13 protein-coding genes are annotated in these 15,730 nt (G+C 65.2%); 4 read left to right on the top strand and 9 right to left on the bottom strand.

Annotated features, from left to right (window positions below; translation table 11 throughout):
• Positions 1–256: 256 nt before the first annotated feature.
• The 3 genes from IF803_RS19750 to IF803_RS19740 all read right to left on the bottom strand — a co-directional run bounded on the left by IF803_RS19750 (position 257) and on the right by IF803_RS19740 (position 1,677).
• The gene (locus tag IF803_RS19750) at positions 257–778 is read right to left on the bottom strand and encodes an OsmC family protein (RefSeq protein ID WP_461193172.1); all 522 of its coding nucleotides are present in this window, start codon (positions 776–778) and stop codon (positions 257–259) included.
• 175 nt (positions 779–953) lie between these two features.
• Entirely contained in the window at positions 954–1,451 is a 498-nt protein-coding gene (locus IF803_RS19745; RefSeq protein WP_304499977.1) for a YciE/YciF ferroxidase family protein, read from the bottom strand.
• 22 nt (positions 1,452–1,473) lie between these two features.
• Positions 1,474–1,677, bottom strand: coding sequence for a hypothetical protein (locus tag IF803_RS19740; RefSeq protein WP_304499978.1), 204 nt, complete (start codon positions 1,675–1,677; stop codon positions 1,474–1,476).
• A 260-nt stretch (positions 1,678–1,937) separates the two neighbouring features.
• Here IF803_RS19740 and IF803_RS19735 point away from each other — a divergent pair, with 260 nt between their 5' ends.
• Complete coding sequence (locus tag IF803_RS19735) at positions 1,938–2,681, top strand: hypothetical protein (protein WP_461193171.1); 744 nt, start codon at positions 1,938–1,940, stop codon at positions 2,679–2,681.
• Between the two features lie 50 nt (positions 2,682–2,731).
• Here the strand turns inward: IF803_RS19735 and IF803_RS19730 are convergent, their stop codons facing one another.
• Positions 2,732–4,204: a protein adenylyltransferase SelO gene (locus tag IF803_RS19730; protein ID WP_461193170.1), complete on the bottom strand. Its 1,473-nt coding sequence runs from the start codon at positions 4,202–4,204 to the stop codon at positions 2,732–2,734.
• A gap of 200 nt (positions 4,205–4,404) precedes the next feature.
• Between IF803_RS19730 and aspS the strand changes: the two genes are divergently transcribed.
• Positions 4,405–6,180: an aspartate--tRNA ligase gene (gene aspS / locus IF803_RS19725; protein ID WP_212057621.1), complete on the top strand. Its 1,776-nt coding sequence runs from the start codon at positions 4,405–4,407 to the stop codon at positions 6,178–6,180.
• Positions 6,181–6,300: 120 nt separating this feature from the next.
• Here the strand turns inward: aspS and IF803_RS19720 are convergent, their stop codons facing one another.
• Positions 6,301–8,292: a hypothetical protein gene (locus tag IF803_RS19720; protein WP_461193169.1), complete on the bottom strand. Its 1,992-nt coding sequence runs from the start codon at positions 8,290–8,292 to the stop codon at positions 6,301–6,303.
• 233 nt (positions 8,293–8,525) lie between these two features.
• On the opposite strand from IF803_RS19720, the gene IF803_RS19715 reads away from it, so the two are divergent.
• Positions 8,526–10,835, top strand: coding sequence for an NADP-dependent malic enzyme (locus IF803_RS19715; protein WP_461193168.1), 2,310 nt, complete (start codon positions 8,526–8,528; stop codon positions 10,833–10,835).
• Between the two features lie 156 nt (positions 10,836–10,991).
• Positions 10,992–11,444 (top strand): DoxX family protein, encoded by a 453-nt coding sequence (locus IF803_RS19710; RefSeq protein ID WP_028344830.1) that lies wholly within the window; start codon positions 10,992–10,994, stop codon positions 11,442–11,444.
• Between the two features lie 106 nt (positions 11,445–11,550).
• Here the strand turns inward: IF803_RS19710 and IF803_RS19705 are convergent, their stop codons facing one another.
• The 4 genes from IF803_RS19705 to IF803_RS19690 all read right to left on the bottom strand — a co-directional run bounded on the left by IF803_RS19705 (position 11,551) and on the right by IF803_RS19690 (position 15,710).
• Positions 11,551–12,108 carry a dihydrofolate reductase gene (locus tag IF803_RS19705; RefSeq protein ID WP_461193167.1) on the bottom strand — a complete coding sequence of 186 codons (558 nt, stop codon included), beginning with the start codon at positions 12,106–12,108 and terminating at the stop codon, positions 11,551–11,553.
• Between the two features lie 17 nt (positions 12,109–12,125).
• On the bottom strand, positions 12,126–13,127 hold the full coding sequence (locus IF803_RS19700; protein ID WP_461193166.1) for a polysaccharide deacetylase family protein: 1,002 nt from the start codon (positions 13,125–13,127) through the stop codon (positions 12,126–12,128).
• Between the two features lie 171 nt (positions 13,128–13,298).
• A complete protein-coding gene (locus tag IF803_RS19695) occupies positions 13,299–13,868 on the bottom strand; it encodes a glutathione peroxidase (RefSeq protein WP_461193165.1) in 570 nt (189 codons plus the stop codon).
• 108 nt (positions 13,869–13,976) lie between these two features.
• On the bottom strand, positions 13,977–15,710 hold the full coding sequence (locus tag IF803_RS19690; RefSeq protein ID WP_461193164.1) for a L,D-transpeptidase: 1,734 nt from the start codon (positions 15,708–15,710) through the stop codon (positions 13,977–13,979).
• Between the last annotated feature and the right edge of the window lie 20 nt (positions 15,711–15,730).

The raw sequence follows: 15,730 nt of genomic DNA, 5'->3' as shown, positions 1-15,730 counted from the left end.
TGCAAATGCGTCCACGGGCCATTCTCCCCCCATCAGAAACAGTTAGACTTGTTGGGGGAGCGTTGACGCGCTGTTAAGCCTTATGGTTACCGCAGCCGGCCTCGGCGCATGGTGGAGAGTGAGTTAACGCTCACATGGGGGAACTCAAGCGCGGTGGTCACCGCGCTTGAGTTCTGAGTTTGCGCATGATCTCCGCGCAAACGCGTTCCGCGCTTGTCGCGCCGGAAAACCGCTTTGCACTTTTCCGGATCATGCGTTAGGCGGCCACGCTCAACGGTCCGGTGCGCAGCTTCAGATCCACCGGCGTCGGGTTCCGCAGGATGTCCAGCACGGGGCAATGACGGTCGACGGTTTCCTTCAGCCGAGCGATGTCGGCCGCGGAGGCCGGACTGTCGATGGCGACCTCGGCCTCGATCTGCTGGAAACCAGCTCGCACGTCTGGATCGACGCTGAAGAAGCCGCGCAGATCGATCGCGCCTGACAGCTTGACGGACACGCCCTTGAGGGGAATGCCGAGCGCGTCGGCATAGAGCCGATAGGTGATCTCCTGGCATGAGCCGAGCGCGGCGAGGATGTACTCGACCGGGTTCGGTGCGGTGTCCTGGCCGCCGAGCGCCGGCGGCTCGTCGACGCTGACGTTGAATTGCCGCACGGCAACGCGGCTATTGACGCCGTCGCCGAGTTGCGAAGTCGCCTGGAACACGGCCTGCGCCTGCGCCGGATCGGCGCCGAGCGCCTGCTGGGTGTCTGCGAAAACCTGCTTGAACCTGAAGCTCATCGTTCGTCTTCCCCATGGCATCGATGATGCGAGGCTGATCGAACGGCTCACGCAGGGCAATAGTCGCGGGATAAAAACGACGGCAGCTCCGCGAAGCGCGAAATTTTCAGCAGCATTTTTCCCGAACGCGTAGATGCGTAGGATGAGTAGAGCCAACGGCTCTACACATCCGGCGTTACGCGGTGAGGGCGTCCTGGTTGATCTCGCCCTTGGCGAGCGCCGTCAGCAGTGTGTCGACGTGCCGCTCTTCGTCGAGACTGTCGTGCAGCAGCCGCTGGTCGTCGCGCAGGTTGAGCTGGCCGGCGAGGGCGGCCGCACTGCCATAGGCGGCGATCTCGTAATGTGCGAGCTTCTGCGCCGACGCGACGAGGCCGGCATCGCGCAGATTGTCGTCGGGCAGCAGCGAGACCATCTTGGCGGTCTCGTGGATCAGCGCCTGCATGGCCTGGTCGGTGTGCTCCAGCGGATCGGCGCCATGCATCCGCAGCAACGATTTCAACCGCTCGCCCTGCACGATGGTCTCGCGGTGATGGCGGCTGAACGCATCCTTGAGCGACGGATGCGAAGCGATCTCCGCCATCCGCGCCAGCGCCACGGCGAGTTGCTCCTCGACGCTTGCCAGTTCCTGAAGCTCGGCGACATACATGTCCTTGAAGCTGGTGATCCTCATCATGAAACCCTTCTTGTTTCGGCGTTCAGGCGGTGTGGCCGCCGGAACCGGAATCGATCGGCGTTTTCTTGGCACGTTGTGGCGTCATCTTCGCCGGATCCGGTTGCCCGGGCACGCCGCGCGGCCCGAGTTGCTGGCGCTGCAGATCGTCCTCGGAGAAGGGCTGCTCGACGCCGTTCGGGTTGCTGCGCTCGATCGCAGTTTTCAGGTCGTCATCGCGCTGGTTCATGCTGGCGCTCCATCATCTCGGCGGCACGGAACCTGGATCGGACGAGGCCGCACGTTCCGCGCTGCCCGGCCAACGATGCGCGCGCGAAATCGTTGCAAACAAATCAGGTGCGCGGCGCCACGCCACCGGCCGGGATGCACAGGATGGGGAGGGCCGACGGGAGCTGCGCGAGCGGCGATCGATTGCTCGGGCGTGGACCTGGCCTTCTCTTGCTCGCCGTTTGGTTGTAGTCTGGCATCATAGTTGAGCGATACGGGTCGATGTCCATTGTTGGAGCGTCGATCCCCGATAAGAGCAAATCTATTTTGGGATGGCAGATGAATTCCCCGACGGTTCGCATTGTGGCCACGCCGAGAACGGCTCAGTGGATCAAGAGTTCGTATGACGCCTATTTTCGCGCCGTGACCAAGAAGGAAATTCCTATCCTGTCCTGTCCGGACGAACTGAAGCCAAATCGGGCCGGTGGTACTAACGATCGTCTTTGGGTGATTACCGTGGCGGATCCCTCGCACGGTCATATCATCGATTGGCACACGATGACCGCATTGCGCGCGCGCGATCGACGCATCAGTATCTGCCTTGTGGTTGCCTGGATCGCCGCGTTCTATGCTGCGATGTTCCTTGTCTTCGAGCGCGGAGTATGGATCACAATCCTTGCGTTTTGCGTTTGGTTGGGCCTGACCGCGCTGTTTGCCCGGCTTGCAGCAGCGCCAGCGCGGCGAACATTCGCATCGCTTACGAGAGTCGAATTTCCGATTGAACTGACCCAGGCGATCAAGCAAACCGCGCGACGCAAGCAGGTGTTCTCCATGGTTGGGAAGATCGTCGGGGGCGTCGGTGGGCTGGCTGCGGGTGGCGCCGTGCGTGCCATCATCGATAGCGATGGCGCTGCAAAAGTTGCAGAGGAGCTATCGAAAGCGCTGCTCGAAGCTGGCGGCGAGGTGATGACCGAGACCCTGGCTCATCGTCCGGTGCCCTTAGAATCCGAGATGGGGGCCGGATAATTCGGCGGGTCACCCGGCATTTGCTGGCGCTTTTTCGTGCGTGAGTGGCTTCACGTCCCGCAGAACGTCTGCGTCACGCGCTGCTCGGGGAGCGGCGGATCGGCGTAGGCCGCGAACTGCGGCTGGTCCTCGTAAGGTTTTGCCAGCACCGTCAGCAATTCCTCGAACGGCGTGTAGTCATCCGAGTTCACCGCAGCCGCAATCGCCGCCTCGATGCGGTGGTTGCGCGGGATGAAGGCCGGATTGACGGCACCCATCGCGGCCTTGCGCTCGGCCGGCGTCTGCTGTTCCAGCGCGAGGCGGGCGCGCCAGCGCGCGGCCCATTCGTCGAACGCCGCGGGATCGGTGAACTGCGCGCGGACGTCGGCGGCATCATCGGTCGCGGCCTCGCCGAGATGGCGGAAGGTCAGCGTGAAGTCGGCCGCGTTCTTGGCCATCGCGTCCAGCAGATCCTGGATCAGCGCCTCGTCACCGTCGCGCGCGGTGAACAGGCCGACCTTGGCGCGCAGCCCGGCATTATAGGCCGCGGTGAACCTTTCGGGGAATTCGCCGAGGATCACTTGCGCCTGTTCGATCGCCTTCTCCTGCTCGTCCGCGAACAGCGGCAGCAGGCATTCGGCGAGCCGGGTCAGATTCCACAACGCGATGCGCGGCTGGTTGGCGTAGGCGTAGCGGCCCATCTCGTCGATCGAGGAGAACACCTGTGCCGGGTTGTAGGCATCGAGGAAGGCGCAGGGGCCGTAATCGATGGTCTCGCCCGAGATCGAGGTGTTGTCGGTGTTCATCACGCCGTGGATGAAGCCGACCAGGAGCCAGCGCGCGACCAGCGCGGCCTGCCGCGCCACGACGCCGGCGAGCAGGGCGTGATACGGCTGGGCGGCGTCCTTCAGCTCGGGATAGTGCCTGGCGATGACATGGTCGGCGAGCGCGCGCACGCCGTCGGTGTCGCCGCGGGCGGCGAAGAACTGGAAGGTGCCGACGCGGATGTGGCTCGCGGCGACGCGGGTCAGCACCGCACCGGGCAGCGCGGTCTCGCGCATCACGGGCTCGCCGGTGACGACCGCCGCAAGTGATCTGGTGGTCGGGATGCCCAACGCGAACATCGCCTCGCTGACGATGTATTCGCGCAAGACCGGACCGAGCGCGGCGCGGCCGTCGCCGCGGCGGGAGAACGGGGTCGGGCCCGATCCCTTGAGCTGGATGTCGCGGCGGACGCCGTTTTTGTCGATGACCTCGCCGAGCAGGATGGCGCGGCCGTCGCCGAGCTGTGGAACAAAGTGCCCGAACTGGTGGCCGGCATAGGCCATGGCGATCGGGTCGGCGCCGTCAGGCAGCCGCTTTCCGGCAAGGATTTCGGCGCCCTCCGGCGTCGAGAGCAGGTCCGGGTCCAGCCCGAGCTGGACCGCGAGCGCCCGGTTCAGCTTGATCAGCCGGGGCGCTGCGACCGGGGTCGGCGCGACGCGGGCGAAAAAGTTCGCCGGGAGCGCCGAATAGGTGTTCTGGAACGGGAAATGAATGGTCATATCCGGAAGATAGGCCTGCGGGCCGAATAGGCAAACGGTTGGCGGCCACCTGGCGCCGGATCGCGGCAAAATCTGCAGTTTCGGGCCAAAAGCGGGCGTTCCCTTGGTTGCCGCCCCGAGCGGGCTCGGGTAAACCCAGCGCCTTCGGATAGGAAGTTTCCTATCGCGATTCTCCTCCGACATCAGTTTTTGGACAGACTATGCATCGCTACCGGTCACACACATGCGGCGCGCTCCGAGAGGGCGATATCGACCAGACGGTCCGGCTTTCGGGTTGGGTTCACCGGGTCCGCGACCATGGCGGCGTGCTGTTCGTCGATCTGCGCGACCATTACGGCATCACCCAATGCGTGGCCGATCCGGACTCGCCGGCGTTCGCCGAGGTCGAGAAGTTCCGCTCCGAATGGGTGGTGCGGATCGACGGCAAGGTGCGCCGCCGTCCCGCCGGCACCGACAATCCGGAGCTGCCGACCGGCATGGTCGAGATCTACATCAAGGAGATCGAGGTGCTGGGCCCGGCGGCCGAGCTGCCGCTGCCGGTGTTCGGCGAGCAGGAATATCCCGAAGATATCAGGCTCAAATACCGCTTCCTCGACCTGCGTCGCGAGAAGCTGCACCAGAACATCATGACCCGCGGCGCGGTGGTCGATTCCATGCGCAAGCGGATGAAAGAGCAGGGCTTCTTCGAATTCCAGACCCCGATCCTGACGGCGTCCTCGCCGGAAGGCGCGCGCGACTTCCTGGTGCCGTCGCGCATCCATCCCGGCAAGTTCTACGCGCTGCCGCAGGCGCCGCAGCAGTACAAGCAGCTGCTGATGATGTCGGGCTTCGACCGCTACTTCCAGATCGCGCCGTGCTTCCGCGACGAGGACCCGCGCGCCGACCGCCTGCCGGGCGAGTTCTATCAGCTCGACGTCGAGATGAGTTTTGTGACCCAGGACGACGTGTTCGCGGCGATGGAGCCTGTCATCACCGGCGTGTTCGAGGACTTTGCCAAGGGCAAGCCGGTGACGAAGAACTGGCCGCGGATTCCGTTCGCGGAGGCCGTGCGCAAATACGGCTCCGACAAGCCCGACCTGCGCAACAAGATCGTGATGCAGGAAGTCTCCGAACACTTCCGCGGCTCCGGCTTCAAGGTGTTCGCGCGGATGCTGGAGGACCCGAAGAACCAGGTCTGGGCGATCCCGGGCACCGGCGGCGGCAGCCGCGCATTCTGCGACCGCATGAATTCGTGGGCGCAGGGCGAAGGCCAGCCCGGCCTCGGCTACATCATGTGGCGCGAGGGCGGCGAGGGCGCGGGCCCCTTGGCGAACAACATCGGCCCCGAGCGCACGGCGGCGATCCGCGACCAGCTCGGCCTCAAGGAAGGCGATGCGGCGTTCTTCGTCGCCGGCGATCCCGAGAAGTTCTGGAAGTTCGCAGGCCTCGCGCGCACCAAGCTCGGCGAGGAATTGAACCTGATCGACAAGGACCGGTTCGAGCTCGCCTGGATCGTCGACTTCCCGATGTACGAGTATGACGAGGAGAACAAGAAGGTCGACTTCTCGCACAACCCGTTCTCGATGCCGCAGGGTGGCCTCGACGCGCTGACGTCGCAGGACCCGCTGACCATCAAAGCGTTCCAGTACGACATCGCCTGCAACGGCTACGAGATCGCCTCCGGCGGCATCCGCAACCACAAGCCGGAAGCGATGGTGAAGGCTTTCGAGATCGCAGGCTATGGCGAGCAGGAGGTCATCGACCGTTTCGGCGGCATGTACCGTGCGTTCCAGTACGGCGCCCCGCCGCATGGCGGCATGGCGGCTGGCCTCGACCGCATCGTGATGCTGCTCTGCGGCACCAACAATCTGCGCGAGATCTCGCTGTTCCCGATGAACCAGCAGGCCATGGACTTGCTGATGGGCGCGCCATCGGAAGCAACCCCGAAGCAGCTCAAGGAGCTGCACATCCGCACCAACCTGCCGGCGAAGGGTTAGGCGGAAGGAAGAGTGAAACCGTAGCCCGGATGGAGCGAAAGCGAAATCCGGGGCGGTCCCTCCTGCGGCGACGCTGTTCCCGGATTGCGCTTCGCTCCATCCGGGCTACGGGTGGGAGAATCACAACCCCGTCGAGGCCTCGATCCGGAACTGCGCCAGCGCCGATTGCGGGTCGGTCTTGAGCAATTGCATCAGCTGAAGCGCCGGCGCCTTCGCGCGCGGGGTCAGCTTGATGACCAGCGTCTGTCCCGGCGTCTCGATGAACTGGCTGATCGCGGTGAGGAGGGCGGTGGCATCGGGATTGCTCCCGCCGATCTCGCCGCCCTGCGCCTTGATGGCGTCGAGGATGACCTTGCGCGCCTCGTCGCGGCTGATGTTCCGGGTGCGCGCAAATTGGGCGATCGCGAGATCGATGACGCCGAGGTCATGGACCGTGAGCTCGATCGTGCCCGTCTCGATCTGCGCGGCCGCGCCCATCGCTTCCGCGGCGCTGGTCGAGAATGCCTCGCGCGGCACGTTGCCGAGCGCGACCTTCGCCGACGCGTTCAACAGGCCCGCCATGTCGAGCTTGACCGGCTCGAGTGCGAACGCGCGTGACGCCTCGGTCCAGGCGGCGCCGAGATCGGCATCGACGGCCATCCGGTCGATGCCGGCGGCGACGAGCGGTTGCTGCCGCGGATCGGCTGCATCCAGCGGTGCCGCCAGCTTCGCGATCAGCCGCAGCTTGCTCGGGATCGATCCGACGAACTGACCCCAGTCGAGGCTGAGGACGTCGATGTTGACCGGCTTGCCGGTGGCTTTGTAGGGCGACGCAACTCCCTTGACCTCGACGCCCTCGATCAGCGGGAACAACGCCAGCGCCTGTTCAGCGGACGGCTTCTCGGCGGCGAACTGCGCCGAGAGCCGCATGAAGCTGGCAACGTCAAGCGACTTCAGCGCGAAGCGTCCGACCTTGATGGGACCGTTCGGCGCGCGGGTATCGAGTCCCTCGACCGCAAGCTCGCCGATCTTGCCATGTTCGAAGTTGAACCGCATCGAGGCGAGCTTGAGCGGGCCCTGCGGCGTCTCGACCGAGAGCCCATGCATCTCCGCATTTCCGATTCCGACGCCCGAATAGAGGCTGGCGACCTTGTCCAGCAATTCGCGTGCCTGGGCGGCAGACGGCGGCGGACTCCCTTGCGGCGGGATCATTGCCAGCAGCGCCGGCAGTTGCATCCGCGACGGATTGATCCTGGTGTCGTCGACGGTCACGCCCTCGATCCGCAGGTTTACGCCGGGCGCAGCGGTGATGACATAAGGACCGGCCGATACGTGCCCCTGAACCCGGTACTCCCTGTCATCGTTTGCCTTGCCTGGATCGAATATCGCCGCCATCGCGCCGACGTCGATGTCGGCCGCGGCGATATTGGCGAGTTCGCCAGTCAGCTTGATCGGCTTGCCTGCTGCCTGCTGGTTGATCGTGAACACAACCTTGCCGGTCTTGCTGGACGCGATCTTTCCGTCCTTCATGTTTTCGATGGCGATGCCCGAATAGGCGAATTCGCCGCTGGCGCCGTCGCCGGCTTTTGCGGCGGCGCTGAAGGTCATCGTTCCGGTCAAGCTGGGCGCAGTGACCGATGACGCGTTGATGCTCGCGAGCAGTCCGAACGCGGACCGGTACAGTTCGAAGATCGACGACGAGGCCGGAAGCTGGGGCAGGCTGGCGGGGCTGGAATAATCCTTCACCGTGATCCGCGGCGCCTTGTAGGTCAGTGAGGTGATCGTCGGGGTCGGTCCCGCCACGCCGATCTCGATATCGCTAAACTCGACATTGCCGGCGGAGACCCGTGCCGTGTCGGTTTGACCGAGGCCGGTCATCGTGAGACTGGCAATCCTGACGCTGACCGGGGATTGCGTCCCCGACTCGGTGGCGACGTCCGCGATCGTCAGGGTGCGGCTCTTGGTGTCGAAGGTGATCTTGCCGTGGCTCGCCTTGGCGCCGGTGGCACGGACCTGCTCGAAGGCGGCCTCGACGTCGCGGGTGACCCGGCGCTGGGCATAGAAGTCGAAACCGAAGTAGCCGCCGGCCGCGAGGACTGCGACGGCGATCAGGCCGAGCAGAATTTTCTTCATTCGGTCAACTCCGGATCATCAAGGGAAAAAAATTGCCAATCCCCGGCCGAATGGCGCGGGGAGGGGCAGGCGTCGATGAACGGCCGGCCCGGGCCTGTTGACGGGGACATTATCGGATGTTGCATCCAAGCGGCTGGACATGCTTCACATCCGGCTCGATTTGCCGGACAAATGACTTTCGCCTGGATTAGCACAGAAACAAGAAATTTGGGCCGGAAACGCGGGGAGTACGCATGTCGTCATCGTCTGAAGAACTCCATAACGCGGCGCTCGCCTATCACCGGCTGCCGCGGCCGGGCAAGCTCGAGATCCAGGCGATCAAGCCGCTTGCCAACCAGCGCGACCTGGCGCTGGCCTATTCGCCGGGCGTGGCCGCCGCCTGCACCGAGATCGCCAAGAACCCGGCCGAGGCGGCGACGCTGACCGCCCGGGCCAATCTGGTGGCCGTGGTCTCGAACGGCACCGCGGTGCTCGGTCTCGGCAATATCGGTCCGCTGGCCTCCAAGCCCGTCATGGAAGGCAAGGCGGTGCTGTTCAAGAAATTCGCCGGCATCGACGTGTTCGACATCGAGATCAAGGCCGACACGATCGAGCGCGTGGTCGCGACCGTCGCCGCACTGGAGCCGACCTTCGGCGGCATCAACCTCGAGGACATCCGCGGACCCGAGTGCTTCGAGATCGAGGCGCAGCTCAAGGAGCGCATGAAGATTCCGGTCTTCCATGACGACCAGCACGGCACCGCCATCATCGTCGCCGCCGCGATCGTCAACGGGCTGTTGTTGAACGGCAAGCAACTGTCCGACGTGAAGATCGTCTGTTCGGGCGCGGGCGCGGCTGCGATCGCAACCCTCAATCTGCTGGTCTCGATGGGGGCGCAGCGCAAGAACATCTGGGTCTGCGACATCGACGGTGTGGTCTATGAGGGCCGCAACACGACGATGGATCGCTGGAAGGCGGTCTATACCCAGAAGACCGACGCACGCGTGCTCGCCGACGTCATTCCGGGCGCGGACATTTTCATCGGCCTGTCGGCGCCGGGCGTGCTGAAGCCCGAAATGGTCAAGCAGATGGGCGACAAGCCGCTGGTGATGGCGCTTGCCAATCCGGTGCCGGAGATCATGCCGGATGAGGCGCGTCTGGCGCGTCCCGACGCGATGATCTGCACCGGACGGTCGGACTTCCCGAACCAGGTCAACAACGTGCTCTGCTTCCCCTTCATCTTCCGCGGCGCGCTCGATGTCGGCGCCACCGCGATCAACGAGGCGATGAAGCATGCCGCGGTGGACGCGATCGCGCAGCTCGCGCGCGATCCGCCGTCGGATGCGGTGGCCCATGGTTTCGAGAGCGGCGAGACCCAGGGGTTCGGCCCGGGCTCGCTGATCCCGAGCCCGTTCGATCCGCGCCTGATCCTGCGCATCGCGCCGGCGGTGGCCAAGGCCGCGATCGAGTCCGGCGTCGCGACCCGGCCGATCACCAATTTCGACGAATACGCTGCCAATCTCGAACGCTTTGCCTTCCGTTCCGGCCTCACCATGAAGCCGGTGTTCGCCAAGGCGAAGACCCAGCCGGTGCGCGTGATCTACGCCGAAGGCGAGGACGAGCGCGTGCTGCGCGCGACGCAGGTGGTGCTCGAGGAAAAGCTGGCGCGGCCGATCCTGGTCGGCCGGCCATCGGTGGTCGAGACCAGGATCAAGCGCTTCGGCCTGTCGATCAAGGCCGGCCGCGATTTCGACCTGATCAATCCCGAGGACGATCCGCGCTACCGTTCCTATGTGCAGTCCTATATCGACGTCGCCGGGCGGCGCGGCGTGACGCCGGAGGCCGCGCGGACCGTGGTCCGCACCAACAATACGGTGATCGCGGCGCTTGCGGTCTCGCGCGGCGAGGCCGACGCCATGCTGTGCGGCGTCGAGGGCCGCTACATGAGCCATCTGCGCCATGTCCGCGAGATCATCGGCTTCCTGCCGGGTGTCAGCGACTATGCCGCGCTGGCGCTGATGATCACCTCGACCGGCGCGCATTTCCTCGCCGATACCCAGGTGCGGCCGAACCCGAGCGCGGAGGAACTCGCCGAAGTGGCATCGCTCGCGGCGATCCACGTCCAGCGCTTCGCCTTCAAGCCGAGGGTCGCCTTCGTGTCACATTCCGACTTCGGCAGCTATGACACGGATTCCTCGCGCAAGATGCGGCGGGCGACTCAGCTCCTGAAGGACAAGCATCCGGAGATCGAGGCCGACGGCGAGATGCAGGGCGACACCGCGCTGTCGGCGGCGGCGCGGCGACTGGTGCTGCCGCAGTCGCGGCTGGAAGGCGAGGCCAACATCCTGATCATGCCGAATCTCGATGCCGCCAACATCGCCTACCAGATGATCAAATCGCTGGCCAACGCGTTGCCGGTGGGGCCGATCCTGATCGGTCCGGCGCGCCCGGCGCACATCCTCACCCCCGGCGTGACGGCGCGCGGCATCCTCAACATGACGGCGGTTGCCGCCGTCGAAGCCCAGGAGCGCGCCGGCCGCGCGCAGCCGACGCTGTTCGGCTGACGGCCGTTGTTTGAGCACGTTATGTTCGGAAAACCGCAGCGCGGTTTTCCGCATCGTGTTTGAACCGGGATGGATTCGATTTGATCGAGGCAGGCGGAGCGACCATAATCGCTTCGCCTGCTTCGTCCGATTTCCGCCATCCAGTGAGGCCGACCCATGCCAGCGTTCATCACCTTCGGGCGGATCCTGTTCGCCGTGCTGTTCCTGTATTCGGGAGCGAGCAAGCTGTTCGGCATCCAGGCGACGGCGGATCTGCTCGCGGCCAAGGTGACGATCCCGGCCGTGGTCGCGCCCTATACGCAGCAGATCGAAGCCGCCGTCGGCATGCCATTCATGCAGCTGCTGGCGATCACGATCGGTGGCTTCGAGATCGTCGCGGGGCTGATGATCGCGGTGAACGTGCTGGCGCGGTTCTTCGCGATCCTCCTGATCATCTTCGTGTGCTTCGCCACCTTCTACTTCCATGATTTCTGGAATCAGCCGGCGCCCGACAACCTCAGGACGCTGATCGATGCGCTGAAGAACCTGTCGCTGATCGGCGCGCTGTTCATCATCGCCGGCTACGGCCGCGGCCCGCGCCGTGACGACCCGGCCTATGGGGACGTGTAGGACGATACGGCGTAGGATGGGTAGAGCGCAGCGAAACCCATCATCTTTGTGCCGAGCAATCGATGGGTTTCGCTGCGCTCTACCCATCCTACGGGCATTGCCGCTTTCAACCCACGCGCCGCCACGGCGTCACGCAGACATCATGCGCGGCGTCGATCAGTTCCGGCGCGCCGGCGTGTAGGCCGTGCGCTGAGAGTACCTGCTGCGGGGTGCGTGCGGGGACGCCGGGAAAGCACGGCTCGCCGTCGGGGATGCGGACGTTCGGCGCGACCGAGAGCCAGAACGTGTCGTAGCGGTCCATGAACATGCCGAACACGCCGGGACCGCCGATGATCGCGACCATGCCCGAGGTCACGCCGGCCTCGCGGCTCGCGGTCTCGAACGGGCAGCCGGCGGGATTCCACAACAGCGCTTTCGGATTATCGGGGTCGGGCGCGGTGGCCGCGACCTTGCGGGTCAGGATCAGGCGCCGCCGCCTTGGCGCGTTCGGCTGCTCTTCCTGGGAGTGGCGGCCATGCACGACGAGGTCGGCGCGGTCGAGGGCCGCGGTGAAGAACCGCTTGTCGCCCTCAATCTTGAGATCGTCGGGCATCACATTCCGCGCATTCGCCAGCCGGCCATCGGCGGAGACGATGACGAAGCCTTCGATACGCAGCGCACCCACCAGGATTGTCGCCGGCGCTATTGCTGATCGACGGTCGTGACGACGCTGTTCACCGGGCGCGAGCTTACGGTCGGCAGCTTGACGTCCTTGGCGAGCTCCTGCTCGTATTGCGGCAGCACCGTTACCGGGAACTTGGCGCGCATCGCGACCACCTTGTAGCCGCCGGCCTTGAGCTGCGTCAGCAGCGCGGGCAGCGCTTCCGCGGTGTGCTTCTGGAAGTCGTGCATCAGGATGATGCCCTTGCCGAGCTTGTTCAGCTTCTTCATCACGGTGTCGATCACCTGCTGCGGCTTGCTCGCCTTGAAGTCGAAGGAATCGAGGTCGCAGGAGAAGATTGCGATGTTGCGGTTGCCGAGATAGGTCACCATCTCCGGCGGATGCTGCAGCGCCGGGAAGCGGAAGAACGGCGAGGGCGAGGTCTCGAGCGCCCACTTGACCGCGGCATAGCCGCGCTCGATCTCGTCCTTCTTCTGATCCTCGGTGAGCTTCTTGTTGTTCAGATTGGCGTGCGACCAGGTGTGAGCGCCGACCGTGTGGCCGGCGGCATAGACCTGCCGCAGGATTTCGGGGTGATAGGTCGCGTGCTTGCCGATCGGGAAGAAGATGCCCGTGGTGCATTCATCCGCGAGCGCCTTCAGCACCGCCGGCGTGTTGCCCGGCCACGGGCCGTCGTCGAAGGTCAGCACCACCTCATGGTCGCGCAGGAAGTCGAGCTGCTTGAAATGCTCGAAGCCGAAGCCGGGACCGCCGGTAGTGTCGATCTCGACCGTGCGGCCGACGCCGAGCGCGTTCGGATTGTTGCAGGCGGCGCGCACCGGCTGTGGCGGTTGCTTCGGCGGAACCGGGGCTGCCGTTGCGGTCGCCGGTGCCGGGGCTGCGGCGGCGGGCGCGGGAGCCGCGGCCGCTGGTGCTGTCGGTGCCGCGGTGGCGCCCTTGGCGGGCGGCGTCTGCGACCAAGCTGCGCTCGACGCGAGCAACGATACGGTCCCTGCGAAAATCAGACCTGTCGCAATGCGCATGGCGTGTTCCCTGCTGATCGCGCTCCCGGCGCCGGCAATGCCGCGACCGGGTCGCTTCGCCCCCAACCGATCGTACCCTAGTCGCAGTGGCGACGCCAAGGCAATGAACGTGGCGAGCGCGTGTCCAAAATCCTCGTCGGATCAGTTAATTCCGGGGATTATCGCCATATCTCAGGCGGCCGCCAATGCCCGTGCGATTCCGGTCTTGATGCGCGTGTCGTCGGGCGCAACCGACTCAGCGAACACGTCGGCGATGTAGCCGTCGCGGCCGATCAGGTATTTGTGAAAATTCCAGCGCGGCACGTCCTTGGGCCGGGCCTCCGCCGCCCAGCGGTAGAACGGATGCGCGCTCGCGCCGCGGACGATTGCTTTCGCCGCGATCGGGAAGGTGACGCCATATTGATGCTGCGCAGTCTCGGCGATCTCGGTCGGGCCGCCGGGCTCCTGGCCGCCGAAATCATTGGAGGGGACGCCAATGATGACGAAGCCGCGATCGCGGAATTCGGTCCAGAGTTGCTGCAGGCCGGCATATTGCGGCGTGAAGCCACAGAGCGAGGCCGTGTTCACGATCATCAGGGGACGGCCGGCATAGTCGGCAAGTCTGATATCACCGCCGCCGAGTGCCGGGAATGAGAAGGCGTAGGCGGTGATCCGGCTCATCGCGGGCTGCTCGGCATGCAGCGGGCGGGATGCTGCAGCCGCGGCAAAGGCCGTCATGATCAATGTCCTGCGGTCCATCATGGTCTCGTCCCCGGAACAGATGTCGTGGACATCATAATCCAGCGGCCCGACTCAGGCTTTCAAGAAGGCGTTATGGGCGGGCGCCAATGGGGCGCCCGAACGGAGACCTCAGCGCAGCGGCAGGATGAAGTCGGTGCCTTCGCCGGTTTCGCCCTGGTTCACGCCGAGGTCGGAGACGATGATCGATCCGCCGGTGCCGAGCGATTCGCTGATCCGCGCCATCACGTCGGCCGGAACCGAGATGCGGTCGAGCGCCTCGGCCGGAGTGTTGGTCACCGGCTGCGGCTTGGCCTCGGCCACCGCTGCGGCCGCGACCTTGCGGCGATGCGACGCGCGCTCCTCGACGTCGATGCGGCCAGCGTTACGGGTCGGCAGCGTCACCACCGACCAGCGCAGCAGGTTCGTATCGGTCTTGTCGGCTTGCGCGGTGAACACATGCGTGCCGAGCGGCCGGTCGCTCGCCGCAATCGTCACCGGCACCTCGAACAGTGGCGCGAAATTCTGCCGCACATAGAGCTTGGAATCCTTGCGGCTGATGAACACCGCGATCTGGCCGGCGCGCTTCGACACGTCGATCCTCGCGACGCCCGGCAGCCGCGCCGGGTCCTTCTTGGCGTCGGGCGTATCGGCTGCGGTCGCTGCCTCGGCGGGCTTGTCATCGGCCTTCGATGCGTCGGCCTTCGATGCGTCGGTCTTCGATGCGTCGGTCTTGGGCGCCTCGGCAACGCCGGGCTTGGCGGCGTCCACCTTCGGCTCGTCGGCTTTGGCCTCCGCCTTCACCGGATCGCTTGCGGAAACCTCGCTCTTTGGCGTGTCGGTGCTGGCGGTGGTTTCGCCGACCGTGTTGTCATCCGTGGCCGTATTGCTGTCGCGGGCGGCGGCGGAATTGGTCTCGGCCGGCTTGTCGGCGGCGGCCGTCTCGGGCTTCACCGTCTCGGACTTGTCCGCGGCGAGCTTCTCCGCGATGGGGTCGCGCGCCGTGGAAGAGGACGCATCGGACATCGTCACCGACGCACTCGCTGCCGGCATCGCGCTGCTTGCGTCGGCGGTGTGGGTGTTGTCGCGCAGCGACGCTGCGGCATGACCGACGCTCGTGCGCAAATCGAGACTGGACTGCTTGTCGGCGCCCTTGTCGCTTTTCACACCGAGCGGCGCATCCATCTTCAGGATGTCGTCGGCGACCGGCTGCTGCGGGGCCACCTTCTGCGTGACCAGCAGCGGATGCGAGAAACTCTCCGGAGAGATCGTGCCCGGCGTGACGAACACGCGGGCGCCCATCCGCGTCCAGTTGTACATCTTGACCGCGAACGACATCGGCATGCGGATGCAGCCATGGGACGCTGGATAGCCGGGCAGCACCCCGGCGTGCATGGCGATGCCCGACCAGGTAATGCGCTGCATATACGGCATCGGCGCGCCGCTGTAGATGTTGGACTGGTGATACTTCTGCTTCTGAATGACGCTGAAGACACCCATCGGGGTCGAGTGCCCCTTCATGCCCGTTGACACCGGGCTCTCGGCATAGAGGCCGTTGGCGTCGTAGAGGCTGACCCGCTGCTGGTCGATCGAGACCGAGATGATCAGGGGACCTTGCGGCTTGCTGCCGGCCTCCTTCTCGAGCGCCGGATTCTTCTTGGCCGTGTTGCGCTTCGGCTTCTGCCGGTGCGGCTGTGGCATCGGCTCGTAGTCGCCGTAGAAGGCGGAGTCGCGGTTCCAGTAATAGAGCGCTGCATCGGCCTGTGTGGAGGCGGCAACGGTGCCGGCGGTCGTCAGAATTGCAAGCTGCCAGAACCGCTCATTCGCAAGATCAAAAATCGAAATCCGCCGTCCACCTGCGCGCATATTCCGAATCCCAGTCCAAA

Source organism: Bradyrhizobium sp. UFLA06-06 (genome assembly GCF_054820065.1).
The sequence above is the reverse complement of the archived record's forward strand: the minus strand, read 5'-3'. Positions and strand labels throughout refer to the sequence as shown.

Excerpts from the sequence above, each read along its gene's own strand:
- IF803_RS19735 (WP_461193171.1), top strand. The coding sequence starts at position 1,938 with ATGTCCATTGTTGGAGCGTCGATCCCCGATAAGAGCAAATCTATTTTG.
- IF803_RS19730 (WP_461193170.1), bottom strand. The coding sequence starts at position 4,204 with ATGACCATTCATTTCCCGTTCCAGAACACCTATTCGGCGCTCCCGGCG.
- IF803_RS19720 (WP_461193169.1), bottom strand. The coding sequence starts at position 8,292 with ATGAAGAAAATTCTGCTCGGCCTGATCGCCGTCGCAGTCCTCGCGGCC.
- aspS (WP_212057621.1), top strand. The coding sequence starts at position 4,405 with ATGCATCGCTACCGGTCACACACATGCGGCGCGCTCCGAGAGGGCGAT.
- IF803_RS19690 (WP_461193164.1), bottom strand. The coding sequence starts at position 15,710 with ATGCGCGCAGGTGGACGGCGGATTTCGATTTTTGATCTTGCGAATGAG.
- IF803_RS19740 (WP_304499978.1), bottom strand. The coding sequence starts at position 1,677 with ATGAACCAGCGCGATGACGACCTGAAAACTGCGATCGAGCGCAGCAAC.
- IF803_RS19710 (WP_028344830.1), top strand. The coding sequence starts at position 10,992 with ATGCCAGCGTTCATCACCTTCGGGCGGATCCTGTTCGCCGTGCTGTTC.
- IF803_RS19750 (WP_461193172.1), bottom strand. The coding sequence starts at position 778 with ATGAGCTTCAGGTTCAAGCAGGTTTTCGCAGACACCCAGCAGGCGCTC.
- IF803_RS19715 (WP_461193168.1), top strand. The coding sequence starts at position 8,526 with ATGTCGTCATCGTCTGAAGAACTCCATAACGCGGCGCTCGCCTATCAC.
- IF803_RS19700 (WP_461193166.1), bottom strand. The coding sequence starts at position 13,127 with ATGCGCATTGCGACAGGTCTGATTTTCGCAGGGACCGTATCGTTGCTC.
- IF803_RS19745 (WP_304499977.1), bottom strand. The coding sequence starts at position 1,451 with ATGATGAGGATCACCAGCTTCAAGGACATGTATGTCGCCGAGCTTCAG.
- IF803_RS19695 (WP_461193165.1), bottom strand. The coding sequence starts at position 13,868 with ATGATGGACCGCAGGACATTGATCATGACGGCCTTTGCCGCGGCTGCA.